The organism is Pararhizobium polonicum (assembly GCF_001687365.1).
Lineage (GTDB): Bacteria > Pseudomonadota > Alphaproteobacteria > Rhizobiales > Rhizobiaceae > Pararhizobium > Pararhizobium polonicum.
Genome location: NZ_LGLV01000012.1, coordinates 112,874 through 127,432 on the forward strand (window position 1 = coordinate 112,874; position 14,559 = coordinate 127,432).

The 14,559-nt window shown below is 62.8% G+C and carries 12 protein-coding genes and 1 riboswitch; of the genes, 4 read left to right on the forward strand and 8 right to left on the reverse strand.

Going from position 1 to position 14,559, the window contains the following annotated elements:
* Positions 1–9 precede the first annotated feature (9 nt).
* From cobD to ADU59_RS19345, 4 genes are read right to left on the reverse strand one after another with little or no spacing between them, the layout of a single operon-like run.
* Positions 10–1,014, reverse strand: a complete 1,005-nt coding sequence (gene cobD, locus ADU59_RS19330) for a threonine-phosphate decarboxylase CobD (RefSeq protein WP_068955784.1) — start codon at positions 1,012–1,014, stop codon at positions 10–12.
* Positions 1,011–2,315: a cobyrinic acid a,c-diamide synthase CobB gene (locus ADU59_RS19335; protein ID WP_068955785.1), complete on the reverse strand. Its 1,305-nt coding sequence runs from the start codon at positions 2,313–2,315 to the stop codon at positions 1,011–1,013. The genes cobD and ADU59_RS19335 overlap by 4 nt, the downstream gene beginning before the upstream one ends.
* Positions 2,312–3,154, reverse strand: a complete 843-nt coding sequence (gene cobA / locus ADU59_RS19340; RefSeq protein ID WP_068955786.1) for a uroporphyrinogen-III C-methyltransferase — start codon at positions 3,152–3,154, stop codon at positions 2,312–2,314. Before cobA ends, ADU59_RS19335 begins: the two co-directional genes overlap by 4 nt.
* Positions 3,151–3,657, reverse strand: coding sequence for a cobalamin biosynthesis protein (locus ADU59_RS19345; protein ID WP_068955787.1), 507 nt, complete (start codon positions 3,655–3,657; stop codon positions 3,151–3,153). The genes cobA and ADU59_RS19345 overlap by 4 nt, the downstream gene beginning before the upstream one ends.
* Before the next feature lie 543 nt (positions 3,658–4,200).
* Between ADU59_RS19345 and ADU59_RS30685 the strand changes: the two genes are divergently transcribed.
* The 3 genes from ADU59_RS30685 (at position 4,201) to ADU59_RS19355 (ending at position 5,607) form a co-directional block, all read left to right on the forward strand.
* Positions 4,201–4,368, forward strand: coding sequence for a hypothetical protein (locus ADU59_RS30685; RefSeq protein ID WP_158515738.1), 168 nt, complete (start codon positions 4,201–4,203; stop codon positions 4,366–4,368).
* Positions 4,369–4,433: 65 nt separating this feature from the next.
* Entirely contained in the window at positions 4,434–4,697 is a 264-nt protein-coding gene (locus ADU59_RS19350) for a DUF1488 family protein (RefSeq protein WP_068955788.1), read from the forward strand.
* Positions 4,698–4,821: 124 nt separating this feature from the next.
* On the forward strand, positions 4,822–5,607 hold the full coding sequence (locus tag ADU59_RS19355) for a TSUP family transporter (RefSeq protein ID WP_068955919.1): 786 nt from the start codon (positions 4,822–4,824) through the stop codon (positions 5,605–5,607).
* Positions 5,608–5,619: 12 nt separating this feature from the next.
* On the opposite strand, the gene cobO is transcribed toward ADU59_RS19355, so the two are convergent.
* The 4 genes from cobO to cobU all read right to left on the reverse strand — a co-directional run bounded on the left by cobO (position 5,620) and on the right by cobU (position 12,058).
* Positions 5,620–6,264, reverse strand: a complete 645-nt coding sequence (cobO, locus tag ADU59_RS19360) for a cob(I)yrinic acid a,c-diamide adenosyltransferase (protein ID WP_068955789.1) — start codon at positions 6,262–6,264, stop codon at positions 5,620–5,622.
* A gap of 43 nt (positions 6,265–6,307) precedes the next feature.
* Positions 6,308–10,240, reverse strand: a complete 3,933-nt coding sequence (gene cobN / locus ADU59_RS19365) for a cobaltochelatase subunit CobN (protein WP_068955790.1) — start codon at positions 10,238–10,240, stop codon at positions 6,308–6,310.
* 225 nt (positions 10,241–10,465) lie between these two features.
* Positions 10,466–11,530 (reverse strand): cobalamin biosynthesis protein CobW, encoded by a 1,065-nt coding sequence (gene cobW / locus ADU59_RS19370; RefSeq protein ID WP_068955791.1) that lies wholly within the window; start codon positions 11,528–11,530, stop codon positions 10,466–10,468.
* Between the two features lie 3 nt (positions 11,531–11,533).
* Positions 11,534–12,058, reverse strand: coding sequence for a bifunctional adenosylcobinamide kinase/adenosylcobinamide-phosphate guanylyltransferase (gene cobU, locus ADU59_RS19375; protein ID WP_068955792.1), 525 nt, complete (start codon positions 12,056–12,058; stop codon positions 11,534–11,536).
* A 175-nt stretch (positions 12,059–12,233) separates the two neighbouring features.
* A riboswitch (cobalamin riboswitch) is annotated at positions 12,234–12,629 on the reverse strand.
* Between the two features lie 131 nt (positions 12,630–12,760).
* Here cobU and ADU59_RS19380 point away from each other — a divergent pair.
* Positions 12,761–14,554: a chloride channel protein gene (locus tag ADU59_RS19380; RefSeq protein ID WP_068955920.1), complete on the forward strand. Its 1,794-nt coding sequence runs from the start codon at positions 12,761–12,763 to the stop codon at positions 14,552–14,554.
* Positions 14,555–14,559 lie beyond the last annotated feature (5 nt).

Genomic DNA, 14,559 nt, shown 5'->3' on the forward strand with positions numbered 1-14,559 from the left:
AAAATCCGTTCAGGCGAGGTCCGCGTTGCGCAAGGCGTCCGCCAAGCGTGTATCGCCTACCACATCCGGCGCAAGCCCAATCCTCAGCCAGAACGGCGCATAGCTGAATTTTCTCGTCAGAATGCGGGCATGACAAAGCCGCTCGTGCAGGTCTGAAGCCCGATCGTGTTCGACCAGCGCGAAAAGCGGCGTGCCGCCGATAACAGTCAGCTCCGCCTGCCGCAAAACGGCATCGAGACCGGCTTTGCGTTGCGATATGCCTGCCCCTACCGCCTGCGTGTCGCCGCCCATCAGTCTGGCCGCGGTCACCAGCGCCGGACCTGAGACCGCCCAAGGTCCGAGCCATTCCTGAAACGCCGACAAGACCGACTCCGCAGCAATGACGAAACCGAGCCGCAGGCCCGCCAGACCGAAGAATTTGCCGAAGGAGCGAAAGACGATCAGATTGCCGTGACTGGCCACCGACGGCACGACGCTGAGACCGGGCTGCATGTCGCCAAAGGCTTCATCGACCAGAAGCAACCCGCCATTCGCCTGCATCCGCTTTGCCATGCCAACCAGATCCGCCGGCGGATAGGTTCGCCCCGTCGGGTTGTTCGGGTTGACGACGACTGCCAGTCCATGATCCGGCGTCAGTTGATCGGGCGTGGAAATCTCGTCAACACGGAAGCCCGCCGCAGCAAACACGCGGGCATATTCGCCATAGGTGGGCGCAAAAATGGCGATCCGCCCACCCTGCGCGGCGAGACGCGGCAGGAGCTGGATGACCGATTGGGTGCCGGGAACGGGGAGCGGCTGGATTGGGCCGCTGCGATAGTAACCGGCGGCGGCGCTGCGGGCCGTATCGACCAGATGACGATCCGGCAGCCGGTGCCAGGCACTGACCGGGATATCCGGCAGTGCCACCGGATTGGGATTGATTCCTGTCGACAAATCCAGCCAGTCTTCAGGGCTACCACCGAAAACAGCCACCGCTTCGGTGACCCCGCCGCCATGCACGATCGGTGCACTCATACGGCCGAAGCCCTGTCGATGATATGCATGAAGGAACCGGCCACCCGGCCGCGCCGCAACCCGGCAAGCCCAAGCGGCGTACCGGCGGCATCGGCGGTATCGAACAGCCGGTCGGCAGCCCCTTCCGACAGGATCGTGGCATAGTGAAACTCATGCGCCATCAGAGGACCGTCAAAAAAACTGGTATCGATCGGCGTGATCCGCCGGTAGCCGAGATGCCGCCTGCGTTCGGCAAAGCTGGTGACCAGCGGCAGGAAGCCGAGCATTTCGTAGTGCTTGCCGTCCGCCGCGACAAGCCCCTCCCCGAGCACCATATAACCGCCGCATTCGCCGAAAATGCGCGCGCCGCGATCCCGTGCCGCCGCCATACCGGATTTGAACCCCGCGGCATTCGCCAGGCGCCCCGCATGAAGCTCGGGATAACCGCCCGGCAGATAAACCGCATCGGCATCGTCCAAAGGCGCCTCGTCTGCGAGCGGCGAGAAGAACGACAGCTCCGCCCCCGCATGACGCCAGCCGGACAAAAGATGCTCGTAGCAGAAGGCAAAGGCGATATCGCGGGCAATGGCGATTTTCCCGCCAAGCGGCTTCAGTGGCAATGCATCCACACTGATATGCCTTGCCGGACCGGACTGGATCAGCGACAGAATGGCATCCAGATCGCATCCCTGCTCGATTTGTTTCGCAGCCTGCTCGATAAAGACGTCCAGTTCGCCATGCTCTCCCGCCTGCACGAGACCAAGATGGCGTTCGGGTAGCCTCAATGCGTCGTTCTGCCTGAGAACGCCGAGGACCGGCATGCCGGTCACATCCAGCGCGCCGCGCAGCATCTGCTCGTGACGATCGCTGCCGACCTTGTTGAGGATCACGCCGCAAACACGGACATCCTCCCGATGCATGGCATAGCCGCGCACCAGCGCCGCGACCGATTGCGACATGCGGCCGCAATCGATGACCAGAACAACGGACAATTCCAGCAGCGCCGCCAGATCGGCGGGCGAGCCGGTTCCGTCGATCGCGCCATCGAAGAGCCCCATCATCGCCTCGATGATCAATGCATCGCCACTGGCGGTCGCAGCGATGGCATTGGCGCGAAGCAGGTCCGGCCGCATGGCCCAGGGATCGTAGTTGAAGCAGGCCTTGCCGCTCGCAGCCGTGTGAAAGGCGGGATCGATATAGTCCGGCCCGGCTTTTCCCGGCGTCAGAGCGATGCCACGATTGCGCAGGGCCCGCATCAGCCCGAGCGTCACCGTCGTCTTTCCGGAGCCGGAGGAAGGTGCCGCAATCAGCAGGCCGGTCATGCCGGGTCCTTGTAGACGCGGCTCGACAGCGGATCGGACACGAGAACGCGGCCGTCAAGCGCGCCCAGCCAGTCGAGCGCCGGGCGCAGGCGCACAACCTCGCCGACGACGACGATGGCCGGCGGCTCGAGCCCCGAGGCGGCGACATCCGCTTCAGCCCGCACCAGCGTCGTTTCCAGCACGGTCTGCTCCGGCGTCGCGGCGTTACAGACGAAGGCAACCGGCTCGTCTGGCGAGCGCCCGGCAGCAATGAGGTTGGCGGCAATCTGGCCGATATGTTTCATCGCCATATACATGACGATGACGGGCGATCCCTTGGCGATGCCGTCCCAGTGGATGCGATCCGGCACAAGACCGGAGGAATCGTGACCGGTGAGGAATGTCACCGCATGATTAACCTCGCGATGCGTCACCGGAATGCCGGCATAGGCAAGGCCGCCGATCCCGGCGGTGATCCCGGGCACGATGCGGAACGGAATACCGTGCTCGACCAGCGTCAAAGCCTCCTCGCCGCCGCGCCCGAAGACGAAAGGGTCGCCGCCCTTCAGCCGCAGCACGCGCTTGCCCTGGCGTGCCAGTTCGACCAGCCGCAGGGAAATATCGCGCTGTTTCGGCGATGGCTTGCCGCCGCGCTTTCCGGCAAATTCCAGAACGGCGCCCGGTTTGGCCATGCTTAGGCAGTCGGCATTGACCAGCGCGTCATGGACGATGACGTCGGCCTGGCGCAGCGCATTGACCGCGTGCAGCGTCAGCAGGCCGGGATCGCCGGGACCGGCGCCAACGAGCCAGACGGAGCCCTGTTCAAGTTCGGGCAGGCCGGAAAACAGCGCCTCGGTCATGGTGCGATCTCCGACGTGACATGCGCTGAATCAGAATGTGAAGATGCGGATTCATTTTGGCCACGTCCGACGACAACATCCTGAGTTGATTCGACAAACGCACCGCCGGCAATGGCCGCCGTCGCATGGGCGGATTTGATCTTCGGGACGATCAGGGCGCCAGCCTTGCCGGCCGCGGCCAGTGCCGCAGCCTCCGCCACCCCATGGCAACCGGTCAGGGCAAAGACGATATCCGACGGATTTTCCAGCCGGGGCGTTACCGCTTCCAGCGTGGCGGCGGTAAAGAGCCGGAAGGGAACGGCGAAATGCGCCGCAGCAGCCATCAGCGCCGGCTCCGTCGCGCGGCTGTCCAGCGAGGCAATACAGGAGAGCGAATGGCGATCAAGCCGCGCGGCAGCCAAGGCTTGCTCAGCCAGCCGGATCACCTCGTCCGAAGGCGCTCCGCGTTCACAGCCGAGGCCAAGAACGAGCGGCGCAGGACCTGCCCCAGTATCCAGATGCATCACAAAAACGGGCCTCCCGAGCCGCATGATCACGATGCGCCGGGGCCTTCGAAAGCGAAAGCTTCGAAGCGGTCTGGACAGCACCGGATGAAGCCCCCTGACTGGGTCGGCCGCACCGGACGCTCTTGCAGCCCACTTTGATGGGCACCGTCGCACATTGCTTCTGTTTACCGGAGGGCGCATGGCCGGTCAAACCGGATTGCGGCATTGGCCGAGCGATCAGCGTCATACAGACAATTCGCCATACCACAGGTCTCATTTCGGCCGGCCGGCGGCCTGATCTCACTTAAACCTCAATTGAAGCCCATTGCTGACGAAGGTGCCTTTTAAAAGACACACTTTCTTCCGGCACCTGCGCCAAGATTCCGCTTTGGAATATTTTCTGCCGATGGCGAGCGCCAGACGCTCCTTGTCATCGCGACACCAATTCAACATGCGTGACGTGACGAACCACAGGACTTTGTGCGTTCGGCGCACGGGCATTTATCGAAACAGCATCGATCGTTCACGGCTTGCCGCCGATCCGATGCAGGAGGACTGCCCATGATGTTTTTCAAGAAGAAGCCTGCCCTGATCAAGGTGATCGGCATTACCGCCCCCAAGCTTGCCCGTACCGCGGCCGACATCGTGGTCAAGACGATCAGGAAGCCCGATAGCGACGGTCAGTTGCGCCGCATGCTTCGCACCGTCGAAGACAACCGCCTGCTGTAAGCCCCGCCGCAGGGCGCGGCATCGCGTGCAGCATCGATTTCAACGGTTCTAAGGTATATCTTTTCATGGCACTGACTTTTCCCAACACCAGCCGCAGTTACGACGAAACCGCAAGACGCGTCCGCTTTCTCGGCCATGACGGCATGTTCGAAGTGAAATTTTTCGTCGAAATCGGCGCATTGTCGAAGATCGTCTCGCGCGCTCCGAGCGAAGCCGATTGCCTCGCAGCCTTCGATGCGGCGCGCAGTTCGGTGCAGGATATCGCCCGCAAGGCCTATGGGCGCGACCGTCGCGACAGCTACGTGCTGACCGAAGCGCATTTCAAATAGGGCATAAACCCGGTGCATTTTTCAGGAAGGGCTGGCACAGCCCTTCCCGCAGCCTTTGCATTTCCGGCAAACCTCTGACACACAGTGGCCGAATCCTCATCCGCTCTGGCTGTCCGAGTCTCCCGTGCACGATCTTACGCTCCATCTCTTCATATTCCTGTTTGCAGCCGCGTTTCTCGCCGGTTTCATTGATTCCATCGCCGGCGGCGGTGGCATGATCACCATTCCGGCCATGCTGATCGCCGGTATTCCGCCGCTCGAAACGCTGGGCACCAACAAGCTGCAGTCGCTGTTCGGATCGGGCTCCGCCAGCATTGCCTATGCGCGGCGCGGCCATGTCAATCTTGTCGAACAATTGCCCATGGTGGCGCTTGCGATGCTGGGCGGCGGGCTGGGTGCAGCGCTGGCAACGATCGTTCCCGGCGATGTCCTCAAGGTGGCGCTGCCGTTTTTCCTGATCGCCATCGCGCTGTATTTCGGCCTCAAGCCCAATATCAGCGACATCGACCGGACAAGCCGGATGACACCCTTTCTCTTTGGCCTCATCTTCGTTCCGCTGATCGGCTTCTACGACGGCGTCTTCGGCCCCGGGACGGGCTCCTTCTTCATGCTGGGCTTCGTGACACTAGCCGGATATGGCGTCCTGAAGGCGACCGCACATACGAAATTCCTGAATTTCGGCTCGAATGTCGGCGGCTTTATCGTCTTTGCGCTCTATGGCGTGGTTCTCTGGAAAGTCGGCCTTCTGATGGGTGCCGGCCAATTTGCCGGCGCGCAGGTCGGATCGCGCTTTGCCATGAAGAACGGCGCAAAGATCATCAAGCCACTTCTGGTCGTCACCTGCATCGCGCTGGCGATCAAGCTGCTGGCAGACCCGGCGCATCCGGTCCGGATCTGGCTTGGCATGTGAGCGCCGATCCGCTCAGTATTCGACGCCGACCTGCGCTTTGATACCGGAGCGGAAGGGGTGCTTGATCAGCTCCATCTCGGTGACGAGATCGGCGGCTTCGATCAGCTCTTCCTTGGCGTTGCGCCCCGTCAGCACCACATGGGTCATATGCGGCTTTTCTTCCTTGAGGAACCGGACGACGTCGACGACATCGATATAGTCGTAGCGAAGCGCGATGTTGATCTCGTCAAGCAGCACCATGGAATTGCGCTCGTCGCGGATCAGCTCCTTGGCCTTCTCCCAGGCCTTGTGCGCCATGGCGATGTCGCGTGACCGGTCCTGCGTTTCCCAGGTGAACCCTTCGCCGAGCGTATAGAACTGGCAGACATCGCCGAAATGCTTCTCGATCAGATCGCGCTCTCCGGTTTCCCAGGCGCCCTTGATGAATTGGACGACAGCCGACGGCATGCCATGGGCGATGTGGCGAAAGATCATACCGAAGCCTGCCGTCGACTTGCCCTTGCCCTTGCCGGTATTGACGATGATCAGGCCCTTCTGGTCTGTCTTCGTCGCCATGATCTTTTCACGCGCGTTCTTCTTTTTCGCCATCTTCATGGCATGACGCGCCTCGTCATTGACGGGACCGGTCGCGGTTGCCTGGATGTCTTCTTCGCTCATGATGTGTCCTCACCGAATTGGATTTGAAAAATGACGCGCGGCCCTATTCCGCCGCGGCCGAAAGGCCTTGAAGCTCGAAGCGCGCCGAATTGGACCGTGGCGACCAGAGGCCGCGATCGATCGCCTCCATCAGCTTGTCGGTCATGTCACGCAGCGCCGCCGGGTTCTTGTCCTCCATGAACCGGCGCACACGCTCGTCCATGACATAAGCCTGGTAGACCGCCTCGAAATGATGATCGCGCACCGCACCTGTCGTTGCCGCGAAGGCGAACATGTAGTCGACAGTGGCGGCGATCTCGAAAGCGCCCTTGTAGCCGTGGCGCATGACGCCCTCGATCCATTTCGGGTTGACGACGCGGCCGCGCACCACCCGGCCGATCTCTTCTTCCAGCGAGCGGATCACCGGCTTTTCCGGACGCGAATGGTCGTTGTGGTAGATGGCCGGGCGTGTGCCGGCCATCTGCTCGACGGCAAGGCTCATGCCGCCCTCGAACTGATAATAATCGTCGCTGTCGAGCAGGTCGTGCTCGCGATTGTCCTGGTTCTGGACGACAGCCTCGACCGTCTTCAGACGCGCCTCCAGCAGTCCGCGCTCGGCTTTGCCGTCTTCGCCGGCGCCATAGGCGTAGCTACCCCAGGTGAGATAGGCATCGGCGAGATCGGCACGGCTTTCCCAGCCCTTCTCATCCATCAGCGCCTGCAAGCCCGCGCCATAGGCCCCCGGCTTGGCGCCGAAGACGCGGTAGGACGCGCGCCGTGCAGCCTCCTTCGGCGCGACACCGGCTGCTTCCAGCCGCGTGGTTTCCGCCCGCATCCGGGCGGCGATCATGTTGTCGGCGTCATCCTCTTCCAGCGCGCCGACCGCCCGGATCGCCGTGTCGAACAACGCGATCTGCTCCGGGAAGGCATCGCGGAAGAAGCCGGAAATGCGCAGGGTGACATCGACGCGCGGACGGCCAAGCATGGCCAAAGGCACGATCTCGTAGCCCGTCACCCGGCGCGACATCATATCCCAGACCGGCCGGGTGCCGATCAGCGCCATGGCCTGGGCGATATCATCGCCGCCGGTGCGCATGTTCGACGTACCCCAGGCCGTCAGCCCAAAGGACGTCGGCCAGTCGCCGTGATCCTGCAGGTAGCGGCGGATCAGCAGTTCGGCCGATTTCTTGCCGAGCTCGAAGGCTGCCGGTGTCGGCACGGCCCGGCTGTCGACCGAATAGAAATTGCGCCCCGTCGGCAGCACATCCGGCCGTCCGCGCGTCGGCGCTCCGGATGGGCCGGGGGCGACGAAACGGCCGTCGAGCCCGGTCATCAGCGCGGCGATTTCGGCGGGGCCGGATTGGACGATCGACGGTTTCAGGCGAGTTTCGACCTCGTGCAGGACAGCTCGGGTCGCATTCCAGCCATCCGGGCAGGCCAACTCGCCGGAAACGAATTTGGTGGCCAGCAGCTCGATACGCTCGACGGTATCGCCGGCCGTGCGCCACGGGGCGTCGGATACTTCCGCAAGAATGACCGGTTTCGAGCCAAGCCAAGGATCGGACAGGATGCAATCGAGCGGGTCGAAGGGGGAAATCCCCTCCCCAACCTCTCCCCACAAGGGGGTGGGACTAAGCTGCGGCAGGCTCACATCTGGATCGCCACCTTCCACATCCGCGGTAAAAGCCAAACCTTTCGAAATCAAGTTTTGAGCGGAACGGGCATTGTCCGGATTAAGCCCCTCCCCCTTGTGGGGAGAGGTTGGGAAGGGGTTTTCTCTTCCAAAGGCATCCGCCGAAATCACCCGCTGCAAGCTGCAATCGCCGCCCTCGCCCTGCCCGCGCGGCACACGGGCCAGCGCCACCGTCAGATCCGTGAGCAGCCGTCCCTCCGGCGCAACGCCGAAGATATGAAGACCATCGCGAATCTGCAGTTCCTTGAGGTCGCAGAGATAGGCGTCCAGCTTTTCGAGCGCCTTGTCCTCGCCGTCCGTCCCGGCAATACCGGCGTCATGATCGAGGCCGATATCCCGCACGAGCTCGAGAATCTGCTTGCTCAGCAAGCGAAGACGCCGCGGGTCGCCACCGGCAGCGTCGTAATATTCGTCGACCAGCGCTTCCAGATCCTTCAGCGGCCCGTAGGACTCGGCGCGCGTCAACGGCGGCGTCAGATGATCGATGATGACGGCGCTGGTGCGGCGCTTGGCCTGCGTGCCCTCGCCCGGATCGTTGACGATGAATGGATAGAGATGCGGCATCGGGCCGAACACGACTTCCGGATAGCAGGTTTCCGAAAGCGCCAGCGACTTGCCCGGCAACCATTCGAGATTGCCGTGCTTGCCCATGTGGATGATGGCATGGGCGCCGTATTCCCGGCGCAGAAAAGCGTAGAAGGCCAGATATCCGTGCGGCGGCACGAGGTCCGGCGAATGATAAGTTTCCTTTGGATCGATATTATAGCCGCGCGCCGGCTGGATACCCACCAGCGTCTCGCCAAAGCGCGTCAGCGGCAGCGCGAAACGGCCGTCGCGGAAGAACGGATCGGCCTCAGGCTTGCCCCATCGATCGGCAACCTGACTTTGAATCTGAATAGGAAGAGACGCGAAGAAGGCATTGTATTGATTCAGGGAAAGCGTCTCGCGGATGTCGCAATCCGCCCGCGCCGAATTGGTCGGTCCAGCCATGAGATGACTGATCAGCGCATCGCCGTCAGCGGGGATATCATCGATCGCGTAGCCGGCGGCAGCCATCGCGTTCATGACCTCGATGGTCCCGGCCGGCGTATCGAGCCCGACACCATTGCCGAGCCGTCCGTCGCGGTTCGGATAGTTCGCCATGATGATCGCCACGCGGCGCTCGCGCGGCGCAGCCTGACGCAGCCTGGCCCAGTTGGCCGCCAGCTTTGCGGCAAAGGCGACGCGATCGGCCAGAGGTTCGTGGCCAACGATATTGGCTTCGACATCGGTATCGTAGACAGCTGCCGCCTTGAAGGAGACGGCGCGCGACAGGATGCGTCCGTCGACTTCCGGCAGTGCAACATTCATCCCCAGATCACGCGCCATCAGGCCTTGCGGCGAGGCTTCCCATGCGGCCCGCGACGAGCCGGAAAAGATCACCTGGAGGACCGGCGCATCGGTAAACTCCAGTACCGTCGGCTTGCGGTCGGCGCCCGGGGCGGAAACGGCAAAGCCGGTGGCGTTCATGACCACGGCCGGCGGCGCCTCGCCGAAAATCGCCTCCAGCGTGCCGATAGACACCGCATCCTTGAGGCTGGAGACGAACACCGGCAGCACCGTCATGCCTTCGGCGGCAAGCGCCTCGATCAGGGCCTCGACGGGTTTGGTTTCGCCGCTTTGCACGAGAGCACGGTAGAAGCAGAGGGCGACGATGGGCTGCTCTCCGGCGGTGCGAAACCCAACCGCCCTCTTCCAGGCCTCGACACCGATGACGCCCTCACCCGGCCACCAGATCCCGGCCTTCAGCAAAGGTGCGGCCGGCTCAGGCTTTTCCGAACCGTCGATCAGGGCATCGGCATAGGCAAGCAGCCGCGCCATGTTGTCGGCACCGCCCTCGGTGAAATAGGCCCACATCCGGTTGCGATCCTCGACTGACACCGTCGAAAACGGCTCAAGTCCCGGATCCGGCTTGTCGTAACCCGGCAGAACCGCAATCTGGAATTTATGGGTGACGGCAGCCGCATGCAGCGCCTCCAGCACATACTGGAAATAGCTGGCGCCGCCGAGCGGGCGGACGATGATCAGCTTGGCATGACGCGCGGTGCGCTCGACATAGGTATCGACCGACATCGGGTGCTTGAGTGTCAGCAGGCTCGCCACCCGCAGGCTGGACCTGCCCTTGCGCATGCGATGGGCGGCAGCGATCGACGAAAGCTCGGTATCGGCGGCGGACAGGAACAGGATATCGGCCGGCGACTGACCAAGATCGATCGCCTCCTCGCCATCCGTAATCGTGCCCTTCTGGGCTAGGAGGAGATGCATGGACTTCCCCCATCGAATGGGACAAAAGTCCCCTCCCCAACCCCTCCCCACAAGGGGGCGGGGCTAGTTTGCCGCACCTTTTTGCCGGGCCGATCAACACCCGTCGGGGTGCAAGCCCCCAAAGCTGCCGTCAAGCAGAAAGGCGTCGGCAAACGCAATCCAAGCCCCTCCCCCTTGTGGGGAGGGGTTGGGGAGGGGAAAGTGTCGCGCCCGGTCAAAGCGCCCTCAAACCGCCGCCACGATCGCAGCCCGCACCGCCGCTTCATCCATGTCATGCAGACCGATGACCACCAGACGGGTGCGGCGTACCTCGCCGGCAGCCCAGGCGCGGTCGAAATATTGGTCGATACGGGCGCCAACGCCCTGGATCAGCAGCCGCATCGGCTTGCCGGGCACATCGGCAAAGCCCTTGAGACGCAGTACGTCGTGCGCGGCGATGATGACCTTCAGCTTCTCGATGAAACCGGCGGGATCGGCGATCGGGCCCAGTTCGACAACGAAACTGTCGAATTCGTCGTGGCTATGCTCTTCGCCCGCTTCATGCTCCATCTCGTGATGCGACTTGCGGTTGGCGATATCGCTTTCGGTGCCGACACCCAGGCCGAGCAGGACGGCGGCGGAAACTTCGCCGTTCTTCGCCTCGATCATCGTCGGCTTGCGGCTGGTGCGCGAGGACACTTCCCTGCGAACGAAGGCAAGACCGGTGGAATCGAGCAGGTCGGTCTTGTTGAGAATGATCAGGTCGGCGGCGGTCAGCTGATCTTCGAACAGTTCCTCAATCGGGCTTTCGTGATCGAGATTGTCGTCCTCGACCCGCAGCGCATCGACCTTGTCGTGATCGTCGGCAAACCGTCCGGCGGCAACGGCGGCGCTGTCGACGACGGTGATGACACCATCGACGGTGACCTGCGTGCGGATATCCGGCCAGTTGAAGGCGGCGATCAGCGGCTGCGGCAGGGCAAGGCCGGACGTCTCGATGACGATATGGTCCGGACGGTTTTCACGCTCGAGCAGCTTGGTCATGGTCGGGATGAAATCGTCGGCAACGGTGCAGCAGATGCAGCCATTGGTCAGCTCGATGATATCGTCCTCGCTGCAGGCTTCAGCGCCGCAGCCCTTCAGCACGTCGCCATCGACGCCGAGATCGCCGAACTCGTTGATGATCAGCGCGATGCGGCGGCCGCCGGCATTCTGCAGGATGTTGCGGATCATCGTCGTCTTGCCGGCCCCCAGGAAGCCGGTGATGACGGTTGCCGGGATCTTGCCGTGAGCGGCTTTTTCGGTGGTCATGGATCAACCCTTCATTTTCAGCGGCAATCCGGCCGCGATAAAATAGACGTCCGCGGATATCTCCGCAATGATCTGGTGCAGCCGGCCGGCATGGTCGCGAAAGTCGCGCGCCATGCGGTTTTCCGGCACGATGCCGAGCCCGACTTCGTTGGACACGAAGACCAGCCGGGCCTGGGCCTGCGGCACGTATCCCGCCAGCCGTTCGAATTCCGCCGCCATGTCGCGCTCCTCCATCATCAGATTGGTGACCCACAGGGTCAGGCAATCGATGAGAATGATCCGGTCGGGCGCGTCGATGGCCTGCAGGCAGCCGGCAAGCTCAAGCGGCGCTTCATGCGTCTGCCAGTCTGCGCCCCGCCGGTCGCGATGCTCGGTTATCCTTGCCTGCATCTCACCGTCCCAGGCCCTCCCGGTCGCGACGTAATGCATGCGCAGACCCGACGCCGTGACGAGCTTTTCGGCGAAGACGGATTTACCGGAACGGGCACCGCCGAGAACCAGCACGGGGCCTGACTTTATCGATGTCATGGAATGATCCCGGCCTAGCGCGCACCGGGAAATATGAGCGCCCATACACCGCGCAAACCGACATCTGCGGCAACGCGAACAGGACCGTTCAGGGAACGGGACGATAAAGCCATGACAACCTCCGTGCTGGCATCGGGAGTGTCTCTCCCTGGATCAGGCGAGCCCCCAGCTAAGATGGGGCCCTTTGCGGATGGCAGGTCTCCTGGCTCACGGCGTCACGTGCCTGCAAAGGCACGAACGGGTTCGCCTCGCCTTCCCGGAGTTTCTTCGCCGGATTGCACGACGGCAATCGGCTGATATCACGAAGAGGTGGACGATTCGTAGATTATAGAGGCGTCCGGCCCCGGCTGATCGCAATACTGCTCCAGTGGCTTTTCCGGTTGGACCGATGCCTCCGCCGCCGCGATTGCGGACAGTCCGGAATACCGGCTTTCCCGGATGGCGAACCCTGACCGTTCTACAGTCGCGGGGTCGGCTGCGATAAGAATGCCCGATGTGGGTCCATCCCTTCACATTCCCATTTACTCCCGAAACGCAACGCATATCGGGAACCATCCAATGGCAGATGATTAGGCGCTCGGTTGGACCAAGTCAATTGCGGCGCTATCTCATCGGGCAAACACAAGAAGCGGCCTCTTGATCCGCAGCGCCATGCCTTTTACGACGGCGCAGACAAAGGACGGTCAGGCGATGCGACTGAAGCTGATACCCAAATTCGACCTGCGCCGGCTCGGCTATCTCTCCCTGTTTTTCGATATCGGGCGGATGCGGGCCTTTGCCCGCAGAAGCGAACTCGGCCTGGTGCTGGCGGGTATCGTCATCGGCATCACGTCCGGCCTCGCCGTTACGGCGATGAGCATCATATCAAGCCGCCTGCACAGCCTGATCTTCGGCATAGCCGACGATGCGCGCCTGAGCGCCAGCGATCTCCAGGGCCATATTTCAGTGCTGCTCGCCCCGGTCGTCGGCGGCATCATTCTCGGCCTGCTGATGATGCTCCTGGCCATGTGGCGCAAGAAGCCGATGGTCGACCCGATCGAGGCCAATGCCCTGCATGGCGGCCGCCTATCGCTCACCGACAGCATCATCGTGGCGGTTCAAAACCTGATTTCCAACGGCTTCGGCGCCTCTGTCGGGCTTGAGGCCGGCTACACCCAGCTCGCCTCCGGCATAGCCTCGAAACTTGGCATCGCTCTCCAGCTTCGCCGCGCGGATCTGCGCACCCTGGTCGGCTGCGGTGCCGCTGGCGCCATCGCGGCCGCGTTCAATGCTCCCCTCACCGGCGCCTTCTATGCTTTCGAGCTGATCATCGGCAGCTACACCATTCTGTCGCTGACGCCGGTCGTTGTTTCCGCGCTGATAGCCAATCTTGTTGCCCGGCTGCTGTCGGCGGGCGACTTCACCATCGATGTCGGCCAGTTCGGCGCAGTCGTCCCAGCCGACTATCTGCCGGCGCTGCTGCTCGGCGGCTTTTGCGCGGGCATGGGCATCCTGCTGATGAAGGGTGTCTCGCTGGTCGAGGGGCTGGCGCGCCGCAGTTCCATTGCAGCCCCCCTTCGTCCGGCATTGGGTGGCGTTGTTGTCGGCCTGCTGGCGATGGCGTCGCCCCAGGTCCTTTCGGCGGGTCACGGCGCCCTGCATCTCAATCTTGCCAGTTCACCGGCAATCCCCATGCTGATCGGCCTGTTCCTGCTGAAATCGCTCGCCTCGGCCGTGTCGATCGGTTCCGGCTTCCGCGGCGGCCTGTTTTTCGCGTCGCTGTTCATGGGCGCGCTGCTCGGCAAGCTCTTTGCCTTTACCGCCCCGTATATTTTCGCCCACGCGACGTTGACGCCGGTCATCTACGCCGTCGTCGGCATGAGTTCGCTGGCCGTCGCCGTTATCGGCGGGCCGCTGACGATGACCTTCCTGGCGCTGGAGATCACCGGAGACTTTCCCATCACGGCCCTCGTGCTGGCGGCGGTGATCACCTCGTCGCTCGTCGTGCGCACCACCTTCGGTTATTCCTTCGCCACATGGCGTTTCCATCTGCGCGGCGAAAGCATCCGCAGCGCCCACGATGTCGGCTGGATCCGCAATCTCACCGTCAGCCGACTGATGCGCGCCGACGTCCGGACAATCGATGCCAAAGCAACATTGGAAGACTTCCGCCGTGATTACCCGCTGGGATCGACACAACGCGTCATCGTCATCGATGGCGACGGCAAATATGCCGGCGTCATCCTGGTCCCGGAGGTTTATGCAAGCCCCGTCGAAGCCACGCAGGAAACACAGGGCCTCAGCGGCTTCATCCGCCTGACCAATGATTTCCTGTTGCCGAACATGAATGCCAAACAGGCCGCCGCCCTGTTCGACAGCACGGAAAGCGATGCGCTGGCCGTCGTCAACAATCTGATCGAACGGCGCGTCACCGGACTGCTGACGGAAAGCTATACGCTGCGCCGCTACAGCGAAGAACTGGATCGCCGGCGGCGCGAGGCATCGGGCGAGATCTGAAACAA

Bases quoted from the DNA above. Each gene is read 5' to 3' on its own strand.
- ADU59_RS19350 (WP_068955788.1), top strand. From the start codon at position 4,434: ATGGCACTGACTTTTCCCAACACCAGCCGCAGTTACGACGAAACCGCA.
- cobN (WP_068955790.1), bottom strand. From the start codon at position 10,240: ATGCATCTCCTCCTAGCCCAGAAGGGCACGATTACGGATGGCGAGGAG.
- ADU59_RS19335 (WP_068955785.1), bottom strand. From the start codon at position 2,315: ATGACCGGCCTGCTGATTGCGGCACCTTCCTCCGGCTCCGGAAAGACG.
- ADU59_RS19345 (WP_068955787.1), bottom strand. From the start codon at position 3,657: ATGCATCTGGATACTGGGGCAGGTCCTGCGCCGCTCGTTCTTGGCCTC.
- cobD (WP_068955784.1), bottom strand. From the start codon at position 1,014: ATGAGTGCACCGATCGTGCATGGCGGCGGGGTCACCGAAGCGGTGGCT.
- cobU (WP_068955792.1), bottom strand. From the start codon at position 12,058: ATGACATCGATAAAGTCAGGCCCCGTGCTGGTTCTCGGCGGTGCCCGT.
- ADU59_RS30685 (WP_158515738.1), top strand. From the start codon at position 4,201: ATGATGTTTTTCAAGAAGAAGCCTGCCCTGATCAAGGTGATCGGCATT.
- cobO (WP_068955789.1), bottom strand. From the start codon at position 6,264: ATGAGCGAAGAAGACATCCAGGCAACCGCGACCGGTCCCGTCAATGAC.
- cobW (WP_068955791.1), bottom strand. From the start codon at position 11,530: ATGACCACCGAAAAAGCCGCTCACGGCAAGATCCCGGCAACCGTCATC.
- cobA (WP_068955786.1), bottom strand. From the start codon at position 3,154: ATGACCGAGGCGCTGTTTTCCGGCCTGCCCGAACTTGAACAGGGCTCC.